General features: G+C 54.0%; 27 protein-coding genes. 12 read left to right on the top strand and 15 right to left on the bottom strand.

The genetic code is table 11. The features are described from left to right. The first annotated feature begins 149 nt into the window (after positions 1-149). Both FRD01_RS20885 and FRD01_RS20880 read left to right on the top strand, forming a co-directional pair. Positions 150-950: a hypothetical protein gene (locus tag FRD01_RS20885; protein ID WP_146962880.1), complete on the top strand. Its 801-nt coding sequence runs from the start codon at positions 150-152 to the stop codon at positions 948-950. Positions 951-1,004: 54 nt separating this feature from the next. Further along, positions 1,005-1,805 carry a hypothetical protein gene (locus FRD01_RS20880; RefSeq protein WP_146962879.1) on the top strand — a complete coding sequence of 267 codons (801 nt, stop codon included), beginning with the start codon at positions 1,005-1,007 and terminating at the stop codon, positions 1,803-1,805. 58 nt (positions 1,806-1,863) lie between these two features. Here FRD01_RS20880 and FRD01_RS20875 read toward each other — a convergent pair whose 3' ends face one another. The 6 genes from FRD01_RS20875 to FRD01_RS20850 are packed head-to-tail and all read right to left on the bottom strand — an operon-like array spanning position 1,864 to position 7,627. Continuing rightward, positions 1,864-3,072: a hypothetical protein gene (locus tag FRD01_RS20875; RefSeq protein WP_146962878.1), complete on the bottom strand. Its 1,209-nt coding sequence runs from the start codon at positions 3,070-3,072 to the stop codon at positions 1,864-1,866. Further along, complete coding sequence (locus FRD01_RS20870; RefSeq protein WP_146962877.1) at positions 3,069-3,752, bottom strand: ABC transporter ATP-binding protein; 684 nt, start codon at positions 3,750-3,752, stop codon at positions 3,069-3,071. The genes FRD01_RS20875 and FRD01_RS20870 overlap by 4 nt, the downstream gene beginning before the upstream one ends. A gap of 8 nt (positions 3,753-3,760) precedes the next feature. After that, the gene (locus FRD01_RS20865; RefSeq protein ID WP_146962876.1) at positions 3,761-4,981 is read right to left on the bottom strand and encodes an ABC transporter permease; all 1,221 of its coding nucleotides are present in this window, start codon (positions 4,979-4,981) and stop codon (positions 3,761-3,763) included. Next, positions 4,981-6,192 carry an ABC transporter permease gene (locus tag FRD01_RS20860; RefSeq protein ID WP_249755794.1) on the bottom strand — a complete coding sequence of 404 codons (1,212 nt, stop codon included), beginning with the start codon at positions 6,190-6,192 and terminating at the stop codon, positions 4,981-4,983. Before FRD01_RS20860 ends, FRD01_RS20865 begins: the two co-directional genes overlap by 1 nt. 23 nt (positions 6,193-6,215) lie before the next feature. Further along, positions 6,216-6,992: an outer membrane lipoprotein-sorting protein gene (locus tag FRD01_RS20855; protein ID WP_249755793.1), complete on the bottom strand. Its 777-nt coding sequence runs from the start codon at positions 6,990-6,992 to the stop codon at positions 6,216-6,218. Beyond that, positions 6,992-7,627, bottom strand: coding sequence for a TetR/AcrR family transcriptional regulator (locus tag FRD01_RS20850; protein ID WP_249755792.1), 636 nt, complete (start codon positions 7,625-7,627; stop codon positions 6,992-6,994). Before FRD01_RS20850 ends, FRD01_RS20855 begins: the two co-directional genes overlap by 1 nt. Before the next feature lie 272 nt (positions 7,628-7,899). Here FRD01_RS20850 and ffh point away from each other — a divergent pair, with 272 nt between their 5' ends. The 6 genes from ffh to FRD01_RS20820 all read left to right on the top strand — a co-directional run bounded on the left by ffh (position 7,900) and on the right by FRD01_RS20820 (position 13,946). After that, on the top strand, positions 7,900-9,513 hold the full coding sequence (gene ffh, locus FRD01_RS20845) for a signal recognition particle protein (RefSeq protein ID WP_146962872.1): 1,614 nt from the start codon (positions 7,900-7,902) through the stop codon (positions 9,511-9,513). Continuing rightward, positions 9,510-10,250, top strand: a complete 741-nt coding sequence (locus tag FRD01_RS20840; protein ID WP_146962871.1) for a hypothetical protein — start codon at positions 9,510-9,512, stop codon at positions 10,248-10,250. Before ffh ends, FRD01_RS20840 begins: the two co-directional genes overlap by 4 nt. Before the next feature lie 224 nt (positions 10,251-10,474). Next, a complete protein-coding gene (locus FRD01_RS20835) occupies positions 10,475-11,302 on the top strand; it encodes a hypothetical protein (protein ID WP_146962870.1) in 828 nt (275 codons plus the stop codon). Between the two features lie 60 nt (positions 11,303-11,362). After that, positions 11,363-12,265, top strand: a complete 903-nt coding sequence (locus FRD01_RS20830) for a septum formation inhibitor Maf (protein ID WP_146962869.1) — start codon at positions 11,363-11,365, stop codon at positions 12,263-12,265. Between the two features lie 60 nt (positions 12,266-12,325). Further along, a complete protein-coding gene (locus FRD01_RS20825) occupies positions 12,326-13,486 on the top strand; it encodes an outer membrane protein assembly factor BamD (RefSeq protein ID WP_146962868.1) in 1,161 nt (386 codons plus the stop codon). A gap of 67 nt (positions 13,487-13,553) precedes the next feature. Beyond that, positions 13,554-13,946 (top strand): hypothetical protein, encoded by a 393-nt coding sequence (locus FRD01_RS20820; protein ID WP_146962867.1) that lies wholly within the window; start codon positions 13,554-13,556, stop codon positions 13,944-13,946. On the opposite strand, the gene FRD01_RS20815 is transcribed toward FRD01_RS20820, so the two are convergent. The 3 genes from FRD01_RS20815 to FRD01_RS20805 are packed head-to-tail and all read right to left on the bottom strand — an operon-like array spanning position 13,943 to position 16,601. Next, positions 13,943-15,358, bottom strand: a complete 1,416-nt coding sequence (locus tag FRD01_RS20815; RefSeq protein ID WP_146962866.1) for an MBL fold metallo-hydrolase RNA specificity domain-containing protein — start codon at positions 15,356-15,358, stop codon at positions 13,943-13,945. The two genes, FRD01_RS20820 and FRD01_RS20815, sit on opposite strands and share 4 nt — an antisense overlap. A gap of 7 nt (positions 15,359-15,365) precedes the next feature. Beyond that, positions 15,366-16,007 (bottom strand): hypothetical protein, encoded by a 642-nt coding sequence (locus FRD01_RS20810; protein ID WP_146962865.1) that lies wholly within the window; start codon positions 16,005-16,007, stop codon positions 15,366-15,368. Positions 16,008-16,064: 57 nt separating this feature from the next. Beyond that, entirely contained in the window at positions 16,065-16,601 is a 537-nt protein-coding gene (locus FRD01_RS20805; RefSeq protein WP_146962864.1) for a hypothetical protein, read from the bottom strand. 125 nt (positions 16,602-16,726) lie between these two features. Between FRD01_RS20805 and FRD01_RS20800 the strand changes: the two genes are divergently transcribed. Beyond that, the gene (locus FRD01_RS20800) at positions 16,727-17,509 is read left to right on the top strand and encodes a phosphocholine cytidylyltransferase family protein (RefSeq protein ID WP_146962863.1); all 783 of its coding nucleotides are present in this window, start codon (positions 16,727-16,729) and stop codon (positions 17,507-17,509) included. On the opposite strand, the gene FRD01_RS20795 is transcribed toward FRD01_RS20800, so the two are convergent. Further along, the gene (locus tag FRD01_RS20795) at positions 17,469-18,635 is read right to left on the bottom strand and encodes a hypothetical protein (protein WP_146962862.1); all 1,167 of its coding nucleotides are present in this window, start codon (positions 18,633-18,635) and stop codon (positions 17,469-17,471) included. The genes FRD01_RS20800 and FRD01_RS20795 overlap by 41 nt on opposite strands. Positions 18,636-18,647: 12 nt before the next feature. Continuing rightward, positions 18,648-20,807 carry a TonB-dependent receptor plug domain-containing protein gene (locus FRD01_RS20790; protein WP_146962861.1) on the bottom strand — a complete coding sequence of 720 codons (2,160 nt, stop codon included), beginning with the start codon at positions 20,805-20,807 and terminating at the stop codon, positions 18,648-18,650. Here FRD01_RS20790 and FRD01_RS20785 point away from each other — a divergent pair. Together FRD01_RS20785 and FRD01_RS20780 are read left to right on the top strand one after the other, a co-directional pair. After that, positions 20,806-21,600: a thymidylate synthase gene (locus tag FRD01_RS20785; protein ID WP_146962860.1), complete on the top strand. Its 795-nt coding sequence runs from the start codon at positions 20,806-20,808 to the stop codon at positions 21,598-21,600. The two genes, FRD01_RS20790 and FRD01_RS20785, sit on opposite strands and share 2 nt — an antisense overlap. Positions 21,601-21,602: 2 nt before the next feature. Then, positions 21,603-22,139 carry a dihydrofolate reductase gene (locus tag FRD01_RS20780; RefSeq protein WP_146962859.1) on the top strand — a complete coding sequence of 179 codons (537 nt, stop codon included), beginning with the start codon at positions 21,603-21,605 and terminating at the stop codon, positions 22,137-22,139. Between the two features lie 9 nt (positions 22,140-22,148). On the opposite strand, the gene FRD01_RS20775 is transcribed toward FRD01_RS20780, so the two are convergent. Further along, entirely contained in the window at positions 22,149-22,766 is a 618-nt protein-coding gene (locus FRD01_RS20775; RefSeq protein WP_146962858.1) for a hypothetical protein, read from the bottom strand. 225 nt (positions 22,767-22,991) lie between these two features. Here FRD01_RS20775 and FRD01_RS20770 point away from each other — a divergent pair, with 225 nt between their 5' ends. Then, positions 22,992-23,444: a hypothetical protein gene (locus tag FRD01_RS20770; protein WP_146962857.1), complete on the top strand. Its 453-nt coding sequence runs from the start codon at positions 22,992-22,994 to the stop codon at positions 23,442-23,444. On the opposite strand, the gene FRD01_RS20765 is transcribed toward FRD01_RS20770, so the two are convergent. Genes FRD01_RS20765 through ribH form a run of 3 tightly spaced genes read right to left on the bottom strand, consistent with a single transcriptional unit; the run spans position 23,430 to position 24,915 of the window. Continuing rightward, complete coding sequence (locus FRD01_RS20765; protein WP_146962856.1) at positions 23,430-24,026, bottom strand: hypothetical protein; 597 nt, start codon at positions 24,024-24,026, stop codon at positions 23,430-23,432. The two genes, FRD01_RS20770 and FRD01_RS20765, sit on opposite strands and share 15 nt — an antisense overlap. After that, the gene (locus FRD01_RS20760; protein WP_146962855.1) at positions 23,996-24,433 is read right to left on the bottom strand and encodes a transcription antitermination protein NusB; all 438 of its coding nucleotides are present in this window, start codon (positions 24,431-24,433) and stop codon (positions 23,996-23,998) included. Before FRD01_RS20760 ends, FRD01_RS20765 begins: the two co-directional genes overlap by 31 nt. Continuing rightward, a complete protein-coding gene (gene ribH / locus FRD01_RS20755; RefSeq protein ID WP_146962854.1) occupies positions 24,430-24,915 on the bottom strand; it encodes a 6,7-dimethyl-8-ribityllumazine synthase in 486 nt (161 codons plus the stop codon). Before ribH ends, FRD01_RS20760 begins: the two co-directional genes overlap by 4 nt. Between the last annotated feature and the right edge of the window lie 10 nt (positions 24,916-24,925).

Here is a 24,925-nt window from a genome sequence, read left to right as displayed (position 1 = left end):
CGTAACCACGCCGCACACCCGTTTGGGACTCGACATGAAGCCTTTTGAACGGTATGTAGGGTCCAATTGTTACCCGATTATGGTTCTTACGGGACTCAGTTTTGTTGAACACGAGCGAGGACTCGCTCATTTGATTGAGGAAGAGAGATATGAATAGCGCTAAAAGACTCCTCGGAGTGATTTTTGTGGGACTAGCGAGTACAGCACTCTTCATCGCGTGCGGTGAGTCCGCTGATAGCTGCTTGACCGACACCGACTGCCAAACTGGCTTCGTTTGTGAAGACGAGTTGTGCATTCAGGAATGCGTGACGGCAGCTGACTGCCCAGCTTTTGACGAGTGCGTTCCGCGCCCAAGTGGTTCTGCCGGCTCGATTTGTGTTGAGGGCGAAGCGCCTGCAACCAACAACAACACAACGACTGACCCGAACAACACCATTCCGGGTGAAGACCCACTCTACGTCGTAATGATTCGCGATACGACCACTGGGGCTGCAGGCTGCGAGATTTCTGACCCGGGAAGCGACCTTGCGAGCGTGGGATTAGAAACTTTTGGCGGAGACGTTCTGGGCTACTTCGCCGCTGAATTCTTCGAGGCCGGCGATGAACCGAACGGAAATGACTACCCTGATATCCTCATTAATTTGGACGGTGATGCCCCTTCTTTCGGACTCGCCTGCCCAGAATCCTTCGCTGCTGAAAATGTTTCCGCGCTAGGGTGCGGAGGTTATGTGATAGGAAACTTCCTAGACGACGCCGGTACACCCGTCATTCTAGATTCTTCAGCAGCGCAGGTAAGAGTTGTCGAGTACGGACCAAACTGCGCCGGTTCCGCCGACGATAGTTTGGAGGTGGTCCTTTGCACGGACACGGCTGCTGCTTTGAGTGGCAATATCGCCTCCTGCACCGATGTGATTGGCAGCGGTTCAGGCGACGTCATTGGTGTCCTTTAATACCAAGTTTGTGAAAACGGCATCGGAAAGATGCCACAATAGAGAGAGAAAAAAATGAATAGAACAAAACGACTTATTAGCCTTCTGTTTGTAGGACTCGCAAGCGCCGCACTCTTCGCAGCGTGTGGCGATGAGACGTCATGCCTCGAAGACACTGAATGCGCCACTGGTGAAATCTGTGTTGCTGAGGTTTGCGAGGTTACATGTACTTCAGATGCCGACTGCGCAGCGGGAGAAGTTTGTGAAGGTATTGACGGTGACCGCGCGTACTGTATCGCTGGTCAATCCAACAACACGAACAACAACAACTCCAACAACACGACTGGCACTAACAACAACACGACTGAACCAACCCCGCTCTACGCGGTAATGATTCGGGACACTACGACCAGCACCGAAGGCTGTGAAATTTCTGACCCAGGCAGCGACCTTGCTAGCGTAGGGTTGAGGGATCTGGAGAACAACATTCTCGGCTACTACGCTGTTGAGTTTTTTGAAGCCGGTGATGAGCCTAACGGAAATGATTATCCAGATATCCTCATCAATATTGACGGAGACGCTCCTTCCTTCGAACTCGCCTGCCCAGAGAGTTTCGCAGCTGAAAATGTCTCTGCACTTGGGTGTGGCGGCTATGTGGTAGGAAACTTCCTTGACGACATGGGAACACCAATTATTCTGGACTCATCCACACAGGTCAGTGTGGTTGAGTACGGGCCAAACTGTGGTGGCTCTGCTGATGATAGTTTGGAAGTTGTCCTTTGCACGGATACCGCCGCCGCATTGAGTGGTGATATCACCTCTTGCACCGACGTTATTGGAAGCGGATCGGGCGACGTCGTTGGCGTAATCAACTGACCTCCACGAAAGCCCCTTTCTAATAGCCACCGAGACATCTCGGTGGCTTTTTCTTTTTCTAGAAGAAGACCTGCGATTCAAGAATGAAGGTCTGACCATAGAGACCAAACTCTGAAGGCAATGAGAAGCCGCTCAAATCCAAGGTTGGACTCTCGCCCACACCGATAAACGCACTAGCCCTAAGCTGGGTATTGTCTCCCCGAGTGTAGATTACGCTCGGAGCCATGAGCACTGAAGGGTCGGCCAAGTTTCCAACGCCAAAGAGAGCGACGCTAAACTCATCTTTGGTCCAGCCCCCTTGAACGGCTGCGTAGTGGCGCCCTAAGAAGAACATCTCACCACGGGCGAGCTCCGCAGATCCGAGCGCGTCCTCGAGGCTTGGACTTCCGAGCCCGTTGAAGTGGTACTCCATCCCAAACGACCATGTTCCGTCGGTCCACATACTTCCTACGCTCGCCTTTGGCAGCCTTACCTGGGACTCCTCCAAAGCGTATGGGACTGCAATTTCGCCGTGGCTTCGCCAAGAACCGTGATCTATGGCCAAGCCTAAGGCTCCCCAGACGCGTTGGTAGGATTTGGCGACTGCAAGATGGTAGTCGGAAGACTCAGCGCTCCACGCTGCTTTCACGCCGCCTGAGAGGTCATCCAGAGTCCCTCGATCCACTGCAATGAAGTCCAACTCGACATCCGACACGTAAGCGAACGCGCGAGCAGCGTCGACCCCTCGCTTTTGACTGGAATCGAGGTCAAATGGTGAGAGCTGTGTCCAAAAGTCCATGCTTCCGATCAACGAACCAGCACCCCAGGTTACAGCCTGTCTTCCGACGGTGATATCCGCCACAGGAGTCAACCAAGTTGAGCTCAAACGGTCGAAATCGTGTTCCAATAGCTGCCCCGGGCGCTCAATCAACGGTGTACGCAAATCCACCCAGCGCGGTGGAGGCACGCTTGCGCCGAGGCCAACGTTTGGTGACTGCCCACCATCGACTCTCCAGAAGAGTCTGTTGTGGACCTCAAATGAGAGATTACCTGATGAAGCCCTCCATTCCATGCGCCAAAGGCCGGCGGCTCCAATTGACGGACTCTCAAGCCCCGGGACCTCGTAAGGAATGTTGGACAACAAACCCGTTTGGCTCAAGAAGTTCGTCCAATCGAGATAAAAGTCCTCCGACTCAACGAGCGTTCTGGCCTCCGAAGTCGCTGGGAGCAAGCCGCATGCAAGTAGACAAAGAGCAGGAACCAAGAGTGGTCGTCGGTGATCGCTCATCGCACTTCGTCTCCAACCACTTGACCAGAGTCCAACCGGATGACGCGCCTTGCTCTCTCGAGCACCAAATCGTCATGAGAAGAAAAAACAAATGTGACGCCCTCTTCCTTGTTGAGTTCGAGCATGAGGTCGAGGAGGGATTCGCTGGTCTTTGAATCCAGATTGGCTGTGGGTTCGTCTGCCAAAACCACCAAGGGTTTGGAAGCTATCGCTCTAACTACCGCGACCCGTTGCTGCTGTCCTCCACTGAGCTGATTTGGCTTGCGATCTACTAGATCCGCTAACCCCACCCTCTCCATGAGTGGAAGAACGATCTTGCGCCGCTCGTCAGCCTTCATGCCTTGAAGCATCAAGATGAACTCAGCATTTTCATAGGCGCTCAGCACCGGCAATAGGTTGTAAGCTTGGAATACAAAGCCGATATGTTCGAGCCGATACTTGGCGGACTCGGAGGGACTGAGTTTCGTGATGTCCTTTGAGCCGACCCAAACCTCTCCACGGGTCGGATCGTCCAGAGATCCGATCATATTCAAGAGCGTGGTTTTTCCCGAGCCAGATGGTCCAGCTAGAACGCTGAATTCACCTTCTTCAAAGTCAACGCTGACTCCTCTGAGCGCGTTTACTTCGACTTCTCCTTGCACGTAGATTTTGTGCACATCCTTGGCCTTGATAATCGTCATTTCAAACCTCAGTGGTAAAAGCGCATCGCGTCGGAAGGTCTTAAGCGCGCTGCTTTGAGGGCGGGATAAAGGCTGGAGGCAATCACCATGAACCACACGCTGATCGTGGCACCAACCCATCTTTGGAGATCGATCTCACTTCGTATGATGGGGTCTGAGATAGTGACTCCACCCATGTCCAAATTAGAATAGATGTCTCGGAGGTCGAACCCGACCTCAACCAAATAGATATGCCCCGCTAGCCCAAGCACGAATCCACCGGCGAGGGCAACGACCGCCAGTAGGCTTGATTCGGCGAGCACGAGACGGGCAATCTGCCATGGGGTCAGTCCCAAAGCGCCAAGAAGGCCGAACTCACGAATTCGCTCCATGACGACCATCAGAAACGTGTTCATGACGGCAAAGATCACCACGATGAAGATCAGCAACCCGTAAAGATTTCCAAATTGTTTATCGAGCTCAATCATCCCAACGAGGTCGGGCATAGCTTCTCGCCAGGTCAATAACTCAAGTTCTTGTCCCTCCATCTTAGCCATCAGCTCGGTCGTGACACTGCGATCAAAACCGCCAACAACTCCGACTTGCGTAATCACACTCTCTCCGAGCGCCTTTTGCGCCCCCTCGACGGTAGTAAGCGCAATTCCTGAATCCATGGAATCGATGCCCGTCTTGATGACACCCCGTAGAAAGAAGAGGGAGCGCCTCATTTCTCCTTGGGAATCGGTTGTGGTCATCACAACCCTGTCGCCAATCTTGACGTCAAGGTCGTGCGCTACCTTCGAGCCCAATACGATAGGCATTTCCTCGTTCTCAGCACCGTCCAGGTATTCTCCTTCATGGATCCAAAGGTGGTAGTCTTGAAACTCCTTTTCCACCTCTGGTTCTATCCCTTGTAAACGCACCCCGGCGTTGCCTGCAGAAGTGCTCAAGAGACCATCCACAATGACGCGGGCCGCCACGACGCCGCTATCGTTATCCCGCAGTCCAGCCAATAATGGCTGATAGTCGCGAATCACGAGGTCATTGGTTTGGTTCTGCCAGTAGCCTTTCGCGTGTATCAGAACCTCGCCACCCGCCATCTTTGCGGCACCGTCCTCGAGTTGGCCATACATGGCTTGACTCATTCCCATCGCTACCAGAAACATGGCATAGGTCAGCCCGATCGCACTGATGGAGATCATGGAACGGCTGGTATTTCGCCATAGATTTCGCCAGGCCATTCTAAGCATCAGGTCCTCCCCGAGATGGAACGCGTGATATCAAGTCTTGAGACTAACCAAGCAGGATAAAGTCCGCAGATGAACACAACCGGCATCAGAAAGAGCACGGGTCTCAAGAGAACCCTCGGCGTCACCTGAAATTTGAGGGTGTTAGAGAATGACACTCCCATCATATCGAAGCTCACATTGTCCCCAAACATGGACAAATCTAGCCCTTGCACCATGTGGTAGTACGAGACTGCACCGCCAACCAAGACCCCAATTCCTGCACCAATAGCTGTCATCCAGACAGTCTCAAGGAATACGACCCCTCCCAGTTGAGATGGAGTCACTCCCAAAGCGCGCATCACGCCGAATTCTCTAACTCGCTCTAATGCGCTCATACGCTGAGAATTGAAGAGTCCGAAGGCAACGATGAGATAGACCATGAAGTACATGACCAAATCACTCTTCTCAGTCATGTCCAACATTTGGGAAATCTCGGGCAGAATCTGCCTCCATGATCTCACTTTTAGCTCTTCCCCAAGGGTGCTTTGAATCTCTTGAGCGACGAGGTCTGCCTCAAGCACATCGGCTACACGAACTGCTAGTTCATGGATTTCACCGTCTATCGCAGCCACGAACTGAACGTCTTCAAGCCTCATGTAGACCGCACTTCGGTCGACTTTTTGGTTGCGTGTCTCCACGACACCTAAGACGTGAAGAAGCTCATTTCCCATCGAACCATCAGCAGCCTCGAGGAGGAGCACGAGTTCATCTCCTGCTTTGATTCCGAGTTGCTTCGCCAGTCCGACTCCGATGACGGCATCAGTTCTTCCTTCCACCCTTTTGGTGAACCACTCCCCTTGAACAAGGGCATCGGCAACCAAAGACACTTTCTTTTCTTCCTCCGGAACGACCCCCGTGACCTGAGCTACTAGTGACCGTTTCTCGTGGCCAATGATGCCAAACGCCCGAACCCTTGGCGCGATTGCAACGACGCCTTCCAGCTCCTCTACTTGGGCTCTCTTTTCATCATCCAATGCCCAAGCGTGAAAGATCTGTGGTCTCTCCACGTACTCCGGCAAATGAACCTGAACCTGGCCCAACTCAGTATTCGTCGCCCCTCGAATGAGTTCGGCGACAAAACCTTCCATGTAGGCGAGCGTCCACACCAAGAGGGCGACGGCAACGGAAACACCAGCGATACTAAGGCCGCTACGCCATTTGTTTCTCTCCAAGTTCCGCCAAGCAAGTTTGTGTATCATCGTTGCTTCGCAGCTCGTCTAAGACCCTGTTGAGTAAACGTCGACTCGGGCACTTCAATGTTCAAGCGCAGCTCAGTGTAGGAAATCGTGGTTCTTTCTCCCGGCTTGTCCATGACGCTGAGCTCCATGACAAAGGGAACCTTCTTTCCGTCCACATCGCGTACGTCACGAAACTCCATTTTTCGATAGATCTTTCCCTTATCGTAGAAGTCCGCACGAATCGGCACCCACGCTTCTTCATCGAGGAAATACTCGAGTCTCTCAAACTCGACTGGAGTGCCCTTCTTTGGAGTTAGTTTCACCTTGAGGACTTTGCGACCGCCTTCCTCGACCCGGCTCAACTCGCCCACGAAATCGTCGTCATAGCTCGACTCGCGCACGAGGTCGTCGTTCGTAAAGTGAGACCCCATCCAAGAGTCAGATAGAAGTCCACTTGGCACGCGAATCAATCGATCGGCTCTTGGCGCATAATTCCACAACCCCTCGTCGGTCTTAAGTGTAGCTGTACCGGCCTCGCGTGCGGGCTTTCGAATGATGATCAGTGCGTTGTCTTCTCCACGCGTCCACTGGTCCATCGTCAGCGTTCGCTTGCCTCGATTGTTCACGATCTCCATAACTACGGTGCTCTTCGAGCTCTCCGAGCGATAAAGATCGTCAAGCTTCTTCGTGACCTCTTCTAGTGTTGGCAGCGGCTTTGTTGGCTCCTCTGCGGAAAGCGACCACGGAAGAAGCGCCGCCATGAAGATCAAAAGTCTGAATATTCCCATTTGCATCATTGCCCTCCCTTATGAGGCTCCAATAGGCGCCTCATCATATCGGTTAAAAGACTTGCCCAATACGTGACGTCCTCGTCACTGAGTTCGGCTCCCCTCTCCAAGAACCACTGATCCACGGTGATACTGATCGAAAATAGACATTGCGAGAGAAGCTCATCGGGCAAGTCCGTGCGGACGGCGCCTTTTGCTTGCCCTTGTTTCAGGAAGTTCGACGTCTTCCAGTGCGCCATTTCCCGGGCTGCCCTGGCCATTTTGGAATCATCGTCACCCTGGACCACTGCAATCAGAACCTTGAGGAACTTTCCCATCCACGCATGCTCTCTAAGGAGGCCAATGCCACGATGGAAATGCTCTTCGGTAACGGTCCAGAATTCCTCGGCTTCTTCAACTTTGTCGGTGTCCCTTAGAAACCAGTCAAATTGGTCAATTCCCATTGAGATCACAGTGTCGAAGAGATCGGACTTATCGTCGAAATAGTAGTAGGCGGCACCTTTTGAGATCCCCGCGCGCTCAATGATTCGATTGAACGACGCACCCGAAAAGCCGCTCTGGGCAAACTCTTCTGCGGCGATCTCGAGGATTGAACGCTTCTTCTCTTCTTCTAACTTTTCGAATCTAGGTCTTGGAGGCACTACAATCTCTCTTTTTTACTACTTGAACTGCACGGTCCGACCACTCGGTTAGACCGACCAGTCTAAATAGGAATATTTCGTTTTTTTAGCCATGTCAAACCAATTCGTTCCTTGACACGTTCCAGTTCTGCTCTTAGCTTCGCCACGACCTGACGGGCGCGTCGATCCCTCCCAATCGGCGCGAAACTTCCACCCAAACTTTGATTTTTGCACCCGGGGTGTGCGCATTTGCTCCCCCAAGAACCATTAGAGCGGAAGAAAAGACCATGGGCATGTTTGATGTAGTATCCAAAGGATTTCGTGACGTACGAAATCGATTCGAAGGCAAACGAGAGATCACGGAAGAGAACGTCGAGGACGCGCTTAAAGACATACGGATGAGTATGCTTGAGGCCGACGTAAACTTCCGAATCACCAAGAACTTCATCGAACGTGTGAAGGAAAAGGCCCTCGGCGAGGTCGTTCGGGTCAAGGCTGGTGATAGTGAAGTCACGCCCGGAGACCACTTCATCAAGATTTGCCACGATGAACTCGAAGGCCTGATGGGGCCCGTGGACACGAATATCACGTTCCAAAACCCGAGAATTGGCCCCACAAAAATCATGATGGTCGGCCTCCAAGGCTCGGGTAAAACCACCACGACCGCTAAGCTCGCGAAACTCTGCATCGACCAGCACAAGAAGAAGCCTCTTTTGGTGGGTGCTGACGTCTATCGCCCAGCGGCCATCGAGCAACTCAGGGTGCTGGGCCAGCAGCTCGGCGTGCCTGTACACGCTGTCGAGGGCGGTGATCCTGTTCAAGTGTGTAACGACGCGCTCAAGATCGCCAAAGAACAAGAGTGCGACGTCGTCATTTTTGACACCGCTGGCCGACTGGCCATCGACGACGTGCTCATGACTGAGCTCGAAAAGATCGTCGAGACGACCAAGCCCGAGAATATCTTCTTGGTGGTCGACGCGATGATCGGACAGGACGCCGTAAACACGGCGCATGAGTTCAATCAACGCCTTGAGATCGACGGCTTCATTATGACGAAGCTCGATGGTGACGCGCGCGGCGGGGCCGCCCTCTCCATCAAGGAAGTCACCGGCAAACCGATCAAATTCATCGGTGTTGGAGAGAAGGTCGAGGCGCTTGAGCCTTTCAGGCCAGAAGGCTTCGCGAACCGTATTCTCGGGTTCGGCGACGTCATGGGCCTCATGCAGAAGTTCGAGAAGACCCTTTCTGAGGAAGAAGCAGCGAATGCCGAGAAAGACGCCATGCGCATGCTCTCTGGGGAATTCGACTTCAATGACTTCTACAACCAGCTCCAACAGATGTCGAAACTAGGGTCCATGCAAGAGCTCGCCGAGATGATGCCATTCCTCGGCGGTAGCATTCCCAAGGACGTTTCGCTCGACGACCACGAACTCGTCCGAATTCGCGCTATCATTCAGTCTATGACTCCGAAAGAGCGCACAAATCCAGACCTTTTGACTCGCCAGCCGAGTCGCGTGAAACGTATCGCGAAGGGTTCTGCTCAAGACTTGAAAAAGGTTGAGCAGGTCCTGCAGCAATTCAACATGATGCGCGCCATGATGCAGCAGTTCAGCAATTTCGGCGGTGGTTTCCTCAACAAAATCCCTGGATTCCGCGGTCTGAATTCCATGCGCCAGATGAAGAATATGGACATCGGCTCACTCCTTGGCGACCTCATGGGTGGCGCTCAAGGAGGACAAGGCATGGGCGGTGGGCTCCCTGGGTTTGGCGGCATGAACCTTCCTCCAGGATACACCCCGCCAGGCGGAAAAATGTCAACTAGCTCGAAGGCGACCAAGTCGCGCTCGGCGTCGCGCTCAGACAAGAAGCGAAAGCGTAAAGCAGCTCAGAAAGCCCGAAAGAAATGAGCGTTTGCTACAACCACAAGGAACTTCCGGCCATTGCGGTTTGCTCGTTGTGCGGACAGGATATCTGCATCCATTGTCATACTGTGGCGCTCAACGGCTACGCGGTATGTCGTGGCTGCCCTGTGGCAGACAATCTACGCCCGAAGACCAAATGGGAGGGGGCCACTGGGGTCTTCTCTGGCCTTCACGGGCTCGCCTACACAATCGTCGAAGAATTGAGTAGCCCTCGCAGGTTCTTTAGCTTCAGGCCCTTTGGGCGCCCGATGCCAGCGCTTGCATTTGGATATCTGGTGCTGACGGTGGGCCTCTTTATGGGGGCGATCTGGAGCGACCTCTTTCTGAGTCGTTACGACGAAATGACTTTAGAGGTTGCCAAAGAATTGAGCGTCAGCCCAGATTTAGTGAGGCATATCAACGTCTTTTCGTCCCCTATTCGGGCGGCTCTAGTTTTGGCCATCCATACGCTTGTGTTGTGGGGAGGCCTCCTGGTTCTTGCGCGTTCGGCTATTCGATTCCGAGACGTGGCGTATATCGCTGGATACTCCATGGCGGGTTTCGCATTTTTGCTGATCCCACCCATTTTTGACTATCCTGTCGGCCATCTCCTGGCTGTCGTCTGGGTCTTCCATTCCGAGTTTACCGCCGTACAGGCAAGGTATGACACCGGCTTCATGCGTGGCTTGGGCGCGATCATCCTGCCGTATTTCATCCTCTACTCGCTGACCACCTTTCACTAAGTGGACGAGGGCTCTGTCCTCGTCAGATGGGTCGGGGAAGGTCGACTTAACTCCCAAATCTTTTCAGTTCGTGTCAGAGAAAAGTCGGTAGCCACAAGTAACTGTGTGGCTATAGCACGCCGCCGTTCATCCCAAGCGGACAGAGCCCGCTTGTACAACAACTTGACTCCGAGCCCGCGCCGACCTAGCTTTGCCATTCAACTTTGACCCAACGAGAGGGGATCATGCTTAAATACCTTGCACTAGTTTCAATCTTTCTCATTTCATGCGGAGAAGACATCAAGAAGGGCGGCTCTAATCCACCTCCTACAAACAATCCTTTCGGAAACTTGAACAATCCGGATCCAAACAATCCAGACCCGAACAATCCAGATTCGAACAATTCGGGACTCTGCCTCGTAGATCCCGATTGCGATGCCGGACAAGTTTGCGAGTCCGAGCAGTGTGTAATCTCCTGCACCACATCAGTAGATTGCCCAGCATCCCAGATCTGTGTTCCGCGCGATTCGCAAGCGCCGGGAAGTGTATGTGTCGAAAATAACGTGCCATCCACCGAAGGCTACGACTACATTGTGATTCGCGACACCACCACGGGTGAGTCGTGCGAGTTCTCGGACCCTGGAAGCGATATGATAGCCATCTCACTCAACGATCTGGAGGGCAGTGTCATAGCCTTGTTCGAGGCCTTTGACTTTCAAGAAGGTAACGCACCCAATGGAAACGACTACTCCGACGCGTTTCAAATCTTCGACGGGAGCATCAGTGAATTCGGACTCTCTTGCCCGGATAGTTTCGAGAGCACCTACGTTGCTTCAATGGGATGCGGCGGCTTCATGGTCGGCCAATTCGTTAGTGACGGTGTACCGGTCGCGGTCGAGTCTGGAACAGAAGTCTATGCTCTAGAGTATGGCGCAAACTGTGGCGGCACACCCGCAGACACTTTCGAGATTCTACTTTGCACAGATTCCACCGCTGTTTCCGGTGGTGACTACACGTCGTGTGACGTTCGCCTGGGTGGTGGTTCCGGTCTCGTTGTCGAAATCGTCGAATAGCGATTTCTCGAGGTAGCGTCCAAAGTTGCGACTTTTTCGTTTGGGATGAATCCCAAATATATGAAAAACGCGACCATTCTCATTCTACTCACACTTCTCCTCGTGCCACTTCAAGCACATGCGCAGAAGATTTTCACTTCCGATCAGATTTTGGAGCGAAGTCCAGACTTCGGCTCCTACTGGTATCGGGGACTTGCGGAGCTCAACCGCTATGAGCTCCAGCAAGTCCGGTACGGGGAGATTCATCCCGGCGAATCTGTCGTCATCTTCGTGACCGAGGACTTCCTGAGAGACAAACAGGTCAAGTACGAGTTCGGTGACGGAAAAAACAAGACCTCGATTCTAAAGACCCACCATCATCGAAAGTTCTGGACGGGTGTGTATCCCTACCATATTCACACGTCGGCATTTGTACCTGTGGACCTTGACGAGCCGTCTCTCAAACTTGCTTTCACGTCTACCGAGTGGTGTGGGGTCGTCTACGCTCAGATCAATCGCAATTCCGACGGATTGCGCTCAAGGCTCCATTCGTACTTTCAGGCCGAGGGAGACCAAGACAAGCAGCTTCCCGCGGTTGAGATGGAAGATGCCCTCTGGTCTCGCGCACGCATTGACCCGCGGAAACTACCGACCGGCTCTTTTGAGCTCTTACCGGGGATGCACTACCTCAGGATGCTACATAAGCCCGTGGCGGCATATCCAGTCAGCGCAAGCCTTAAGTCCTCCAAGAGCCAACTCGTCTACACCTTGAAGTATGGCACCTTGGACCGCGAAGTTAAGCTCTTCATAGAGCCGACACATCCGTTTCGCATCACTCGGTTCGAAGAGACCTATTCCCCTCTCGGAGCCGCCCAACCCATGACGACCGTTGGAGTTCTGAAGAAATCGGTCATGCTCGACTACTGGAGCCATCACGGCCTCAAGGACGCATGGATGCGAGGCGAAATCGGCCTTTCGGAATAGTCTGGCACGCAACTCGCACTTCTCTACGGGCACAACGAACCCATTTCAATGGAGTTGACCATGAGAAGCGCTATTTTTGCGTTGTGCATATTTCTTTGTGGGGTCTCTTATCCCCAAATTGGCCATTCAGAGGAGCAAACATACTCCACTGAAGAGATTGCGGCTGCCGATGCCCTCTACAACGAAGCCTTTGAACTCTACGTTGCGGGTGAAAAGGTCCGCGCACTGGCTCGACTCAAGGAAGTAGAGAGAAGGTACCCCGGCACCAAAGCCGCTGAAGAATCCAGAAGGCTTCTAGATATAGCCGAAATCAAAGATGCCGAGACTCCAACTTCGACCGCCGAAACGGATGGCGAAGCCGAGACACAGGTGCTGGAGCGCACCGCCGAGCCACCAAGAGAAACGAATATCTTCGGAGTCCCTGAACCCACTCGCAACGAACGAGCACGCTACGAACTCGTCATAGGACAAGCTGTACATGGCCTTTTCCTCGGCGCGGAACTCTGCGTTGTAATGGGGTGTTCGACGGATTCAGATGCCTTTCCGACCAGCATGGTTGCAGGAGCTGCTGTGGGGTTGGGGTTGATGATTGGCCTTACGGACACGCAAGTCGACCCCGGGCTCAGCTCGTCAGTAAACTCTGGAACGCTCTGGGGCGGCTGGCAGGCACTGGCACTCTACGGCGGCACAGGCTCCACGCTCGATGACCGTGCGAGCGCGGCTCTTTTCATGGGAGCTCAAATCGCTGGAACCCTCGGTGGGTTCGGAGCTTATCGAGCACTCGACCTCACCGAAGACCATGTCGCAGTCGGAAACACCCTGGGGATTTGGTCAGGGATTACGGGAACGCTTATTCACGCAAGCCTGATCGATTCTGACTACGACCAACTCTTCATCTCCGCCCTTATCGTGGGTGATATCGGTCTCGTTTCTGGCTTACTCTGGGCACCACATTCGGGTCTGAGCCGCATGCAGACCTTTGCGTTGGACGTGGGTGCGGTGCTCGGCGGGATGCTCGCGGCTGGGGTGCCCCTGATGTTCGGAATGGACGATTTCAGCGAACGATGGGCTTATTTTAGGATGGCGATCGGAATCCCGACCGGTATGTCCCTCGCTTACCTTCTGACGTCTAGTTGGGACTCTGAGGAAGAGCCAATAGGTTCGCTCTCTCTCTACCCCACGGAGTCCGGTGCCGGCATGGGTTGGATGGGTCGGTTTTAGGTCCCCGAGAATAATTCGAATCCTGCGAAGGTTTGAATCAATGAGTTAAACCTTCTAGGGTCTTGTGATGGCGATCAACCGACGACGATTTCGAAACTCCTCAATTCACCGTCGGCCAAGACGCGTGCATCGTCGGGACTCGCCCAGGTCCGGCCACTACGTACCGATGTCCTCCGATCCGGATATGATCCGCCGAGGCGTTAGACGGCGTCTACATCTTGGGACCCTAAGCGCACTAACAACCGTGCTAACCTTTGCTGCTGCAATGACCCTTGGTGGGTCGTTCGCGACCGCAGCGATGCTGATCATCTCGCTCTGCTCGCTGACAGCCACGCTTGCGTTTGTGTTGTCCGCGAGGCGCGAAGAGACGCTGCACTTGGAGTTGGCGAATGATGAAACCAAGCGCCTGGAATGTTCAGGGGTAGACGGCTCGCTAGACACGAGCCCGTTCGGCCCCTAACGCGAGATGCTTCGAGCCCACTCAGTGAGGTCGATGGCCTTGTGGGCAGGCATGATATCCACATTATTTGTCGCAACTTTCCTCAACAGATAATGCCGAAACCGCTCCTTCACGTCTTCTTCCCCGTGCACGAGGAGAATCTTCTTGGCGTCAGTCGCATTGGCCCATTGAGTCATTTCCTCTTGGCCAGCATGCGCTGAGAAGCCGTTAATGGTGTAAACCTGAGCTGCGATGGGAACGGTATGGCCGTGGATATGAACGAAATCGGCACCGTCGACAATCTTTCGCCCGAGCGTTCCACGCGCCTGGAATCCACAGAAGATCACCGAACATTCCTCTCTGTAGAGATTGTGGCGCAGATGGTGAATTACTCGCCCACCGTTTGCCATACCGGAACCAGCGAGGATGATGGCCTTGCTACGGTGTTCGTTGATGGACATCGAGTCTCGCGTCTCCCGCGTGTAGCGCAAGGCAGGAAAATCAAAGGGCGTTTCGCCTTGGTTGTGCAGGTCCATCGCCTCGGAATCGTAGAGGTCAGGGTATCTCTCAAAGACACGAGTCGCTGAAATCGCCATGGGGCTATCCAGATAAATCGTAGCATCTTCGGCGAGCTTCCCGTCTCTCCACGCTTCGTAGAGCACGTAGAGCAGCTCCTGGGCCCTCTCGAGCGCGAATGTCGGGATGACCACATTTCCGCCACGCTTAAACGTCTCTTCGATTGCACCTAAGAGCTCATCGATCGACTCCGTAAACGGCCGGTGATTGCGATCACCATAGGTGCTTTCCATCAACACCACGTCCGCGGGTCCAGGTGTCGATGGGTCGTGAATGATAGGCTTACCCACATTCCCAAGGTCGCCCGAGAAGATGAATTTACAGGCTTTGTCGTTCTCTTCGAGGTCCATGGTCAAAAACGCTGAACCGAGGATGTGGCCGGCCTCGCTAAACTTGGCTTTGACCCCTTTGAAGATATCGACGGGTTCTTCGTACTTCACCCACCGGTCCCAAAGATCGAGGAGATCTAGAACGTCTTGATCGTCATAGATTGGCTGTTTGGGAGGCGTTCCTTTCGGGCGCTTACGATTCGCCCTCGCCACCTCAAACTCTTGAAGGCGCGCGGAGTCAAGCAATGAGATCTTGGCCAAATCATACGTCGCTCGAGTCGAATAGATTGGGCCTCGAAAACCTTGCTTGAACAAGATCGGCAGGCGACCGATATGGTCGAGGTGGGCGTGCGACACGATCACCGCATCTAGCGTTTTCGGATCGAATCCGAGTCCACGGTTCTCCTCGTCGTCGTCACGACTTCCCTGAAACATTCCGCAATCAAGAAGGACGCGCTTGTCCCCAACTTCGAGCATATGACAGGAACCCGTCACACCCTCGACCGCACCAAAACTTTTTAACTTCATGGATCCTCTAGAATTCGAAATCGGGGCCGAAATTATCGGGCGGTCCTTGTGGCTCAGGGTCAAATCCACGACCACAAGCGGCGGTTGGTCCGCCACTTAAGAAGCAATTTGCCAGGTCCACAACTTGGCACAACGCGTCTTCGTATTCTACGAGGTAGGCGCTGTTGTAGATAGCCGAATAACACAGGCCTACTTCAAACTCGTCGCATTCGTTGTACTGATTGCAGAGCACATTCGCGAAATCGCAAAGGCTATACAAATTGCAGCTGATCAAGCCGTCTCCGAGGGACGAATCGAAGTTTACATTCCCACCCGTGGACGTATTAAAGTCCACTGTGGCAGGCGTATTGGCCGTAGCACTTCCGCTAAAGAACCCCGTGTTGAAGAACACAGTCCCGCCTGTGCTCGTCTCGAATGAGACATCACCGCCACCACGACGACCATCGAAGCCGTCTAGATCTCCGAGGAATGCGTCTGGACGCTTGGTTGCGTCGACCCACCCGAGTCCTTCTTCTGTGTGCCCAAAGGCCAACTCAGCCTCGCCGCTCGAATCTTCGACCAGCAAAAAAGGAGTGGTTTGAACGGCATCATCATCCCCACCGCACGCGGCGAGGAGCGATACCACAATGAGTCCTATCCACCTTCTCATAGCTTCTCCTAGTTTGTTTCTCTGTGAATTGTACCAATCTTGGCTCATCCACACCAACTAGAAGTAAAGCTGTGCAGAAAACCCGGATGTAAACGTTCCGAGGCGGAATGGATCGGTCTCGTTTGGACGCAAAATATCGATGCCAATTCCGGTATAACCCGCGACCGAAAAGATTGGCGTGACGAACCACTCAGCACCGAATCCGGCGAGCAAGCCGAAATCGATCGCGTCATCTCCTACGGTTGTTACGCCGAGGTTGAGTTGACCGATGAAAAACGGCGTAATCTCAGAACCTGGAGCAAAGTAGTACTTGAGCGCAGGTGCCAAAAGAAGGTTGAAAACATCCTCCTCAGGCGCCGTATCGATTCCAAGGCCGACGTTGATACCGAGATTCATCTCGGGACCAAGCCCGTACCAAAGACCGAACGCGCCAGCTGCGTAAGGATTTCCTCCTGCAGGAATGGACATCGAGAGCGACCATTGCCCCGCTCCAAGTGAGTTTCCGCCCGAAGCTGCTGGGCTCGACATAGACTCTTGTGCCGAGGCATCAAAAGCGAGAAGTGTGAGAACTGCTACAAAAATCGACTTCTTCATAAATACCCTCCGTAGGTAAGTTTCGCTCAACTTATACCGCATAGAGGAAATGACAAGTTTATTTCTTCCGCGTGAGTGGTAGATCAATCAACGCTTAGCTAAAGAGCCTTGAACGTGGAGCACATATGAAAGCAATCATTATCGCCGCTGGAATGGGAAGTCGCCTCGAACACCACACCAACGAAAAGCCCAAATGTATGGTCGAAGTGAATTCGATGAGCATTCTCGATCACCAACTCCATGCGCTTAGGTCCAACGGAATCAGTGAGTTTCATGTGATTCGTGGCTACCTCGCTGACAAGCTCATCCTCCCTGAAGAGGCGGGAGAAAAAGTTAAATATTTCCTCAACGAAAAGTATAGAGAAAACAACATACTTTTCTCACTAATGTACGCCAAAGAAAGCTTGGAAGGCGACGTTATCACTACGTATTCGGACATCGTTTACACGCCCGAAGTAGTTGCAAAATTAGCCGCGAGTACTCACGATATTTCCCTCGTCATCGACCGCCAGTGGGCTCTGGCCTACGAAGGTCGCGACGACCATCCAGTGGAGCAAGCCGAGCTTGCAATTTGTGAAGGAGAAAAGGTCTTGCGCGTTGGAAAGCAAGTAGGCCCCGAAGGCGCTGCTGGCGAGTTCATTGGCCTGGCCAAGTTCAACGCGAAGGGTGCGGAAATAGCGCGCACAACGTGGGAGCGCGTGCGTGCTCAATACGAGGACGACCAACCATTCCAAGCGGCCAAGCTCTTCCGGAAGGCCTACCTCACGGATCTCATCTTGGAACTCATCGCCGATGGTGCAGACGTTGGCGCTGTGTTTATCGACGGGGGCTGGCGAGAAATCGATACGGTCCAAGACCTCGAACGGGTCAATTCAGACACTGAAATAGCTCAGAAATCAGAGTTCTAGCCTCTTGCGCGTCGAACTCCTCGGCACTCTTAGCGAATTCCGTGACGATGAGATCACCGGCGCCAACTCTTCTCAGTTCGGCCTCCCTGGCAAGCACTGGCCCAAGAATCTTGAGGGCTTCCCACTCGGCGACCTTCAATTCGCCTTCCGCGTTTTCCCAGGTCTCGATGCGCTCAAGCACAAGTGCGGCAAATCCCCAAAGAAGCGCACTGTCCAAGTTGGTCAATGAGAGCACTTGCAGCTGAGAATCCTCCGGTGGGATCGCCGAATCGATATCTCTCCAACAACGCACGCCGAGAATCGAATTGAAGACTTCGTCATGCGCTTCGGGAAGAATACGCTTGAAATACGCAGCGAGTCCAATGCCGCCGTCACGTTGGAAACCGCCCGTGTAGTAGGCATAGGACGAATCACAGTCTTTGAGCACATTTCCGCAAGTCACCGCTTCCTTAAACGTCGAGATGTAGAGGAACCAGAGCAAGGTCGCTTCGATCTTCTTCGCCTGAATCAAAGGGTCGGTGCCCTCAAGCCCAGCTTCGAAGGCATCGTTGAGCATCGGCACCATCACGGCTGGCCCGACACATCTCTCCGGATCCATCGCAGGAACACCCTCATCTCGACAACTCAGTGTATCTCCCGCGTCGTTGGTAACGGGTGGATAGTGCTCATCTTCGCGTCGTGAAACGCGCGACAATAGCCCTTCTGCAACTGAGTATTCCTCATATGCGCTGGCAAAGTCCTCAACGTTTGGGGCCTCGTTTCTCCAGAGCAAGTCACCGATCGCCTCAAATGCAGCTACACGAGCAGCCGTAGAGATCGACGCCTCGAACTGAACGTAGTCTCCAGCATCCGAAATGCATTCGGCCCAACTATCTTGCTCGTCAGGCCTGTAATAATTCTCGGGCTCAGGACACGACTCGTTGTTGGAATTCGTCTCGCCGTTAGTGTTGGTCGCATTGTTCGACTCACCCATACTCTGGTTGTTCGTTGAGCCGTTATTCGAATTATTCGAAGCCGAGTTATTTGTTTCCGACCCATTATTGGTATTTGTAGGGACGGGGTCATCTTCACCGCACCCGAAGACCACTAGGGCCGCTAGGCTCAGTGCACACTTTCTAAGAAACATACATTCTCCCTTTTAGAATCCACTTTGGAAGTAGACCGAAACTCCGCGCCCGGCCCCGTTGACGCTCGAACCATGATATCTGTATGGCACATCTAAGACATTTTCAAATGACGCTGAGACGAGCGTTCGCTCAAGTCGGTATCCGGCGCGCAAATCCACTACCGCGAACCCTGGCGTGCCACCGCGAGGAATTCGCTCGTCGCTCTGGTCTTGCAGAGCCAGCCTATCTTGTTTGGAGGCCCATCGCGTGCCAGCGCTCACGTAGGCGCCCGGCACAAATCTCCAGGCGAGCTCCGCGTTGCCATTGAGCGGCGGGATTCTCGAGAGAGGAACACGGGCACTGCTTCCCTCTTCAGTGGAAGGTCCCTCACCGCGGGCCCAACTCATGGTCGCCTTGACCTCCAACTTGTAGGGTAGCTCAGCCTTAAAGCCACCCTCCACTCCTAGAATCTCACTCTCGCCCTCCAGATTCACCAACTGAAACCGTGACCACGAACTACCGCACGAAGGGGTCTCGGGAGGACATTCTTCGGTGTTTCTCGGCGCGCGCCCCATCGCATTCTCCATGCCCATTCGATAGGCCCAGAGGTCGAGCCGAAATCCGCGCAAATTTGCGATAACTCCCAACTCCGTGGTCAGCGAACGTTCCGGCTCCAACCCAGGATTTTCGAACTGAAAACCAGGGCCGGTTTGTTGCCTCGACGTGAGGTCGTCCAAGTTTGGAGCACGAAACCCCTGCTCGACGTTAACGAGAGCCGTAAGCCACGGGTTAATCCACCACTCCAAGCCCGCATTCAAACTCGTCGGGGTCCATGACTGTTCCAATGCCTGCGTTCCAGACTCCTCATCACCAGGACTTTGAACGCTGAAATGCGAGAGTCGACCGCCGGCTCGCAAAATGAGCGCGTCAAAAAGTCGTGACTCCTGTTCTGCCCAAACGCCACCAGACGCATAGGTGGACCCATCGATGTAGAGCCCACGGGAACGCTCTCGAACCAGGTCCACCGTTGAAAACACCAACCACGACGCGCTCGAAACACGGTCGTACGCACCATCGACCCCATATCGCAGCCTCAAATCCCACAGTCCGGCGACGCTGAACCAATCCGTATTTGCCCGTAGATTCGCCCCGAAAGTATCCACGTCATCGCGTCCAATCTCGTTCGCCAGCGCAAATGGTCGTTCCTGAGCCTTTCGCTCGTGCTGCCTTTGATAGGAGGCGGTTGCGACAAGGTCCTCCGCCGCCCTGGATAACGAAGTATCCCACTTCAAATAGAGAACATCTCGAAACTGTTCTTCGTACCTAAAACACTCGTTGAAAGGCGCGTAAGCAGGTGGACACGCATCGGTTCGGGGAGCGTCAAACTGCCGGTAGTCGTACCAGGCGAGCTTCAACTTGGTGGAGGTGTTAGGTGTCCATACAAGAGCCACGTCTGCGGTCAACTCATCGAAGCCCGTCCCGCGTTGCGTGCGACCATCTGGCCTGAACCTCGGCACTTCTGGGAGCGTTCCGTCCAACGGGCTAAAAACGGGCCCCGAGGCCTCTAGCTCGTCCACCTTACGGTAGCCAATTCCGGCCAAGACGCCCCAATCCCCCTTTGAAGCGCCAACTTCAGCGCGTCCACCTCGTTCGCGATCTGAGCTTCGCCACCGAAACACGCCACGCGGACGCAAAAGAAGGTCCCCGTCTTCGGAAAACTCGGGCTCCATAGGTCGCGCGTGAATCACACCCCCGATTGCGTCCGATCCGTACCGGGTCGAGGCTGACCCTCTCAAGACTTCCACGCTCTTGAGAGTCAGGGCATCAACCGTAAAGAAATACTGGTTAGGTCCCTGTCGCCACACGCTATTGTTCATCTTCACGTCATCAAAAAGGATGACGGTTTGTTGGCCAGTTCGGCCTCGCACAAAAACAGAAGCCTGCGAGTGCGCCGTCTCTTGCACAAATACGCCCGGTTCGTAGCGCAACGCGTCTGGAGCCGATCTAGGTAGTCTTTCTTCGAACTCCTCACGTCCCACCTTGGTCCCGGCACGCCACGATTCTTCACGGGCCCGCGTTTCCTCGGTCTGAACCTGGTATTCCGGTTCTTCGGCCGCGCCTTCCGATGCAAAAAGCAGTGCAAGCCCCACCAAAATCCTGTTAAGACACACCTTGATCACAGGAGTACTCATGGAAAACTATCATCGACTGCTCGAACATGTATTGGAATACGGGGTTGAAAAGCAAGACCGAACGGGAACAGGCACACGCAGTGTTTTCGGCTACCAAATGAGATTTGACCTCTCGAAAGGCTTTCCGGCCGTGACCACAAAGAAGCTGCATTTTCGGTCGATCATCCACGAACTCCTCTGGTTCTTAAGGGGCGACCAAAACATCCGATACCTTCAAGAAAACGGAGTCTCAATTTGGGACGAGTGGGCCGACGAAAACGGAGACTTAGGTCCCGTCTACGGTGTCCAATGGCGAAGCTGGCCCACACCCGACGGCCAAACCATCGACCAGATCGAGAAAGTCATCCACTCACTCAAGCATAACCCAGACTCACGAAGGCATATCGTAAGCGCGTGGAACCCGGCGCTGGTGGACGACATGGCGCTGCCGCCTTGCCACGCGCTCTTCCAATTCTACGTCGCGAATTCCAAGCTCTCGTGCCAGCTCTATCAGCGAAGCGCCGATATCTTTCTGGGTGTGCCGTTCAACATCGCATCGTACGCACTTCTAACGCATATGGTGGCTCAAGTTGTGGGTCTAGAAGTCGGGGAGTTTGTGCACACATTTGGCGACGCTCATATCTATCTCAATCATATGGAACAGGTTCAGCTTCAACTGAGCAGAGAGCCCTACCCTTTGCCTAAACTTGAGCTCAACCCCGAGGTCAAAGACATCAATGACTTCCGATTCGAAGACATTCAAATCTTGGGCTATCAATCGCACCCATCCATCAAAGCTCCAATCGCGGTCTGAACATGAAGATTAGCCTCATCGCAGCGGTCGCCGAAAACTACGTCATTGGAAAGGATGGCGACCTCCCATGGAGGCTTCCTTCAGACCTCAAATGGTTCAAAGCCAAGACCATTGGGAAAACGTGTTTGATGGGAAGACTGACCTGGGAGTCCTTAGGATTTCCACTGCCCTCGCGGCGAATCATCGTGGTCTCCTCAAGAGGTGTTGAAGGCATTGAATCGGCCTCATCCCCCGAGGACGCTATCGAGCTTGCCGACCCGAGCGAAGACCAAGAACTCATGATTCTAGGCGGCAGCGGACTCTATCAACATTTCCTGCCCCGAGCGGACCGGTTCTACCTCACGGTTGTGCACGCAAAACCAGAAGGTGACACGCGGTTTCCAGCCATCGTCCCGTCGGAATGGAAAGTTGTTGAATCCACCCACGTTGCGGCTGATGAAAAGAACCCTTACGCCCACACCTTCCTTGTCTTGGATAGGATTCAGGCAGCTCAAGGCCGAGAAGGCTCCGACGAACTCAATGCGTCGGACTTCGAGTAGGGAACGGCACTAAGCCGATTTCTCGAAGACCAACCTGTCCTCGACTTCGGCAGCAAGCTCTCTTAAGAACGCACTGAAGAACGCCGACTCAACAGCTTCTGGGGCCGCAAGGCTCGTCACGCCGTAGGGCTCGAGCATGGCGACACACGCCTCCTCAATCGCCACACGATGACCTTGTTCTTCAATGATAATCGCCCGCAACTCGTCTCGAACGCTCGAAGTCGCGCTCGCCTTGCGATAGAGCGGATAGAGCACCATCGCACGACGCTCGATCATCGTCGTGACCAAACGGTAGGTGAGCACCATGTCGGGCTGCCCAACCAAGTCCTCCACCCAAGCGGCCAATTCACGATCGAGCTTATAGAAGTACTTCGCAGCAGCCTCACGAGCGATGTAGCCAGGCTCGCCACCACCGACCTCGACCGCGAGGCGCTTGAGCGCGGCAGCGTGGCGAGTTTCGTCGGCGAGGTGGTCCAATACTTCGAGGCTCGGATGGTGCTCAGCCACGGTCTTTGAGATCTTGCGCGCTCCCGTAAACTCAAGCAACGACAATGTATTTAAGAACTCTGCCTCGAGCTGCCGAGCAGACGTAATTCCTTCTAAAACTGACTTTAATTCTTCTCTCATCACATCTCCCTGAAGATCGACGGATCACGGCCATGTCCCACGCCGTCCCTGTCTCTAAGTTATTGTGCCCGCTTCACTAGAGAATTCCGAGACCTACGTCAAGGCTCCCAGAACTAAGCACATAGATTTTTTCATTTTTTTGACGATCGGCACAAATCGTTCAGACTCGTTGGAGATCGTTTCAACGCGCACAAGGAAGTTGCGCAAAAGTTTCATGGAGGAGACATGTCCACGATTATCGAAGCCGAGTTCGTTGAATTCGCAGAACACGCCGAACAAACCGAAGACTCACAAGTTCAGAAATTTGGCGAGCCATCCCAGGGCATCCGACGCGCCCCCAAAGTCAAAGAGACTGCGGTCACCATGCCCCTCGAGCGTTGGCTTGAGGTGGACCGAACCCTCCACGAACTCTACCAACTCTGTGAGTTCGCCATCTGGCAACGAGACCAGGCGAACAATCGCAACGAATCAGCAGAAAAACGGGCTCAGGCACTCGAGGAACAAGTTGCTCTGCTCTCCACACGCCTACATCTCTGGATGGAAGAACGCATGGAGAATGACCGAGAGAGCAAGGAGATCCGAGAGGAAGCCGAACATATGCGCCGTGTCGCAGCTGAAGCCCTCTCTTTAGGTGTGTTCGACAGAAAGCGCCGTAAAGAGCTTCTAGACCAGCTCTAAGGCCTTCGAGAGCGCAGCGCGCTCTAGCGGCCCGAGTTCAGGAAGAAGCGCGCAAATCGCCTCCAGCGGCGTCATTCGCGTGGAACGTGCGACGACTTTATCTTCCGTTTTAACCACGGCTCCACTCCCCTCTTTGGACGCCACCCATTCTGGAGCCTCGCCCCATTCTCGGCGGAATTCCCAGACATCTCCGACGTGGGTCAGATAACCGATGAGTTTGTTCTTCGCTCCCCAAACGAGCCACGCGTCCTCCATGGGCTCAACGCGCACGCGCTCACCGAGACTCCAGTTCTCCTCGCTCCACCCGCTGGAAGTTGGCTCCCCGTCTAAAGGTTCGACGTGCACGGTGGCATCTTCGACCCAGACCCGTCCAACGCCCCTGAGATCATCATCGTAGACTTTGTCGTAGCGTGATTTACGCCGAATCTTGAAGAGCGGTTGCCCTTCCGCCGAGTTCAGAACAACTCGTTTGCCGGCGCTCAAGTACTGCTCCGGACCGGACGCCGACTCTCCAGAGTCTCGGCAACCCAGCGCGAGGGCACTGACCAGGATTAAAGGATAGAGATACCGTGATTTTTGCACATCTGGTCCAGAAGTCCGTTTACAAAGGCAGGGGTTCCTTTCTCACCGTAATCTTTGGCGAGCTCCACACAATCGTTGATGACGGCCCAAGCGTTGTACCCACCGTGCAAAATATCCCAGAACCCAAGCCTAAGAATACTCCGATCCACAGGAGCCATCCTGGCCATCTTCCAACGCGGGCTGACCGCTTGAATCTCTTCGTTGAGCTTCGCCATTTGGCTGAAGACACCCTCAACTCGCTCTTCTACGAGGTGCCAATTCGCGTCCAAATCTGGACCGAACTCTTCTCGCAACGTCCCGCGCTCAAGTCTCAAAGCCTCCGAAGTCTCCTGAGGGGAGATATCGAGTGAAGCCAACACCAAGAGCGCAGCCTTGCGATAAGGCGCCTGATCGTCTCGATTTCTCATAGCCCCTCGATCGCGTCGTAGAGGCTCACCATCTCAATCGCTGCCATAGCCGCTTCAACGCCCTTATTTCCTGCCTTGGAGCCGCTTCTCTCGATAGCTTGCTCGAGCGAATCACAGGTCAGGACGCCAAAGGCCACCGGAATTCCAGAATCCATGCTCACCGACGCAATGCCCTTAGTGGCCTCGGCGCTGATATGGTCGAAATGCGGGGTCGCGCCACGAATGAGGACACCAAGCGAAATGATCGCGTCAAACTTCTTAGTCTCCGCGAGTTTCTTGGTCACCATTGGCACCTCGAAGCTCCCCGGGCACTTCACTACGGAAATGTCGTCGCGCGAAGCACCGTGGCGGACCAAAGCATCGATGGCTCCTTCGACCAAACGGTCTGCGAAGAACCCATTCCAGCGGCTCGCTACGATTCCAAAGCGCTTACCCTGAGCCTGAAAGAGGCCTTCTACAACCTTTACACCGTCGATTGTCATCACTAACTCC

Source organism: Microvenator marinus (genome assembly GCF_007993755.1).
GTDB lineage: Bacteria > Myxococcota_A > Bradymonadia > Bradymonadales > Bradymonadaceae > Allomicrovenator > Allomicrovenator marinus.
The sequence above is the reverse complement of the archived record's forward strand: the minus strand, read 5'-3'. Positions and strand labels throughout refer to the sequence as shown.

What these genes read in the sequence shown, in the direction of transcription:
- FRD01_RS20760 (WP_146962855.1), bottom strand. Translation starts at nt 24,433, where the DNA reads ATGAGAAATCGAGACGATCAGGCGCCTTATCGCAAGGCTGCGCTCTTG.
- FRD01_RS20835 (WP_146962870.1), top strand. Translation starts at nt 10,475, where the DNA reads ATGCTTAAATACCTTGCACTAGTTTCAATCTTTCTCATTTCATGCGGA.
- FRD01_RS20780 (WP_146962859.1), top strand. Translation starts at nt 21,603, where the DNA reads ATGAAGATTAGCCTCATCGCAGCGGTCGCCGAAAACTACGTCATTGGA.
- FRD01_RS20865 (WP_146962876.1), bottom strand. Translation starts at nt 4,981, where the DNA reads ATGCTTAGAATGGCCTGGCGAAATCTATGGCGAAATACCAGCCGTTCC.
- FRD01_RS20825 (WP_146962868.1), top strand. Translation starts at nt 12,326, where the DNA reads ATGAGAAGCGCTATTTTTGCGTTGTGCATATTTCTTTGTGGGGTCTCT.
- FRD01_RS20880 (WP_146962879.1), top strand. Translation starts at nt 1,005, where the DNA reads ATGAATAGAACAAAACGACTTATTAGCCTTCTGTTTGTAGGACTCGCA.
- FRD01_RS20805 (WP_146962864.1), bottom strand. Translation starts at nt 16,601, where the DNA reads ATGAAGAAGTCGATTTTTGTAGCAGTTCTCACACTTCTCGCTTTTGAT.
- ribH (WP_146962854.1), bottom strand. Translation starts at nt 24,915, where the DNA reads ATGACAATCGACGGTGTAAAGGTTGTAGAAGGCCTCTTTCAGGCTCAG.
- FRD01_RS20785 (WP_146962860.1), top strand. Translation starts at nt 20,806, where the DNA reads ATGGAAAACTATCATCGACTGCTCGAACATGTATTGGAATACGGGGTT.
- FRD01_RS20840 (WP_146962871.1), top strand. Translation starts at nt 9,510, where the DNA reads ATGAGCGTTTGCTACAACCACAAGGAACTTCCGGCCATTGCGGTTTGC.
- FRD01_RS20810 (WP_146962865.1), bottom strand. Translation starts at nt 16,007, where the DNA reads ATGAGAAGGTGGATAGGACTCATTGTGGTATCGCTCCTCGCCGCGTGC.
- FRD01_RS20855 (WP_249755793.1), bottom strand. Translation starts at nt 6,992, where the DNA reads ATGCAAATGGGAATATTCAGACTTTTGATCTTCATGGCGGCGCTTCTT.
- ffh (WP_146962872.1), top strand. Translation starts at nt 7,900, where the DNA reads ATGTTTGATGTAGTATCCAAAGGATTTCGTGACGTACGAAATCGATTC.
- FRD01_RS20790 (WP_146962861.1), bottom strand. Translation starts at nt 20,807, where the DNA reads ATGAGTACTCCTGTGATCAAGGTGTGTCTTAACAGGATTTTGGTGGGG.
- FRD01_RS20800 (WP_146962863.1), top strand. Translation starts at nt 16,727, where the DNA reads ATGAAAGCAATCATTATCGCCGCTGGAATGGGAAGTCGCCTCGAACAC.
- FRD01_RS20875 (WP_146962878.1), bottom strand. Translation starts at nt 3,072, where the DNA reads ATGAGCGATCACCGACGACCACTCTTGGTTCCTGCTCTTTGTCTACTT.
- FRD01_RS20775 (WP_146962858.1), bottom strand. Translation starts at nt 22,766, where the DNA reads ATGAGAGAAGAATTAAAGTCAGTTTTAGAAGGAATTACGTCTGCTCGG.
- FRD01_RS20870 (WP_146962877.1), bottom strand. Translation starts at nt 3,752, where the DNA reads ATGACGATTATCAAGGCCAAGGATGTGCACAAAATCTACGTGCAAGGA.
- FRD01_RS20885 (WP_146962880.1), top strand. Translation starts at nt 150, where the DNA reads ATGAATAGCGCTAAAAGACTCCTCGGAGTGATTTTTGTGGGACTAGCG.
- FRD01_RS20795 (WP_146962862.1), bottom strand. Translation starts at nt 18,635, where the DNA reads ATGTTTCTTAGAAAGTGTGCACTGAGCCTAGCGGCCCTAGTGGTCTTC.
- FRD01_RS20820 (WP_146962867.1), top strand. Translation starts at nt 13,554, where the DNA reads ATGGCGATCAACCGACGACGATTTCGAAACTCCTCAATTCACCGTCGG.
- FRD01_RS20770 (WP_146962857.1), top strand. Translation starts at nt 22,992, where the DNA reads ATGTCCACGATTATCGAAGCCGAGTTCGTTGAATTCGCAGAACACGCC.
- FRD01_RS20815 (WP_146962866.1), bottom strand. Translation starts at nt 15,358, where the DNA reads ATGAAGTTAAAAAGTTTTGGTGCGGTCGAGGGTGTGACGGGTTCCTGT.
- FRD01_RS20830 (WP_146962869.1), top strand. Translation starts at nt 11,363, where the DNA reads ATGAAAAACGCGACCATTCTCATTCTACTCACACTTCTCCTCGTGCCA.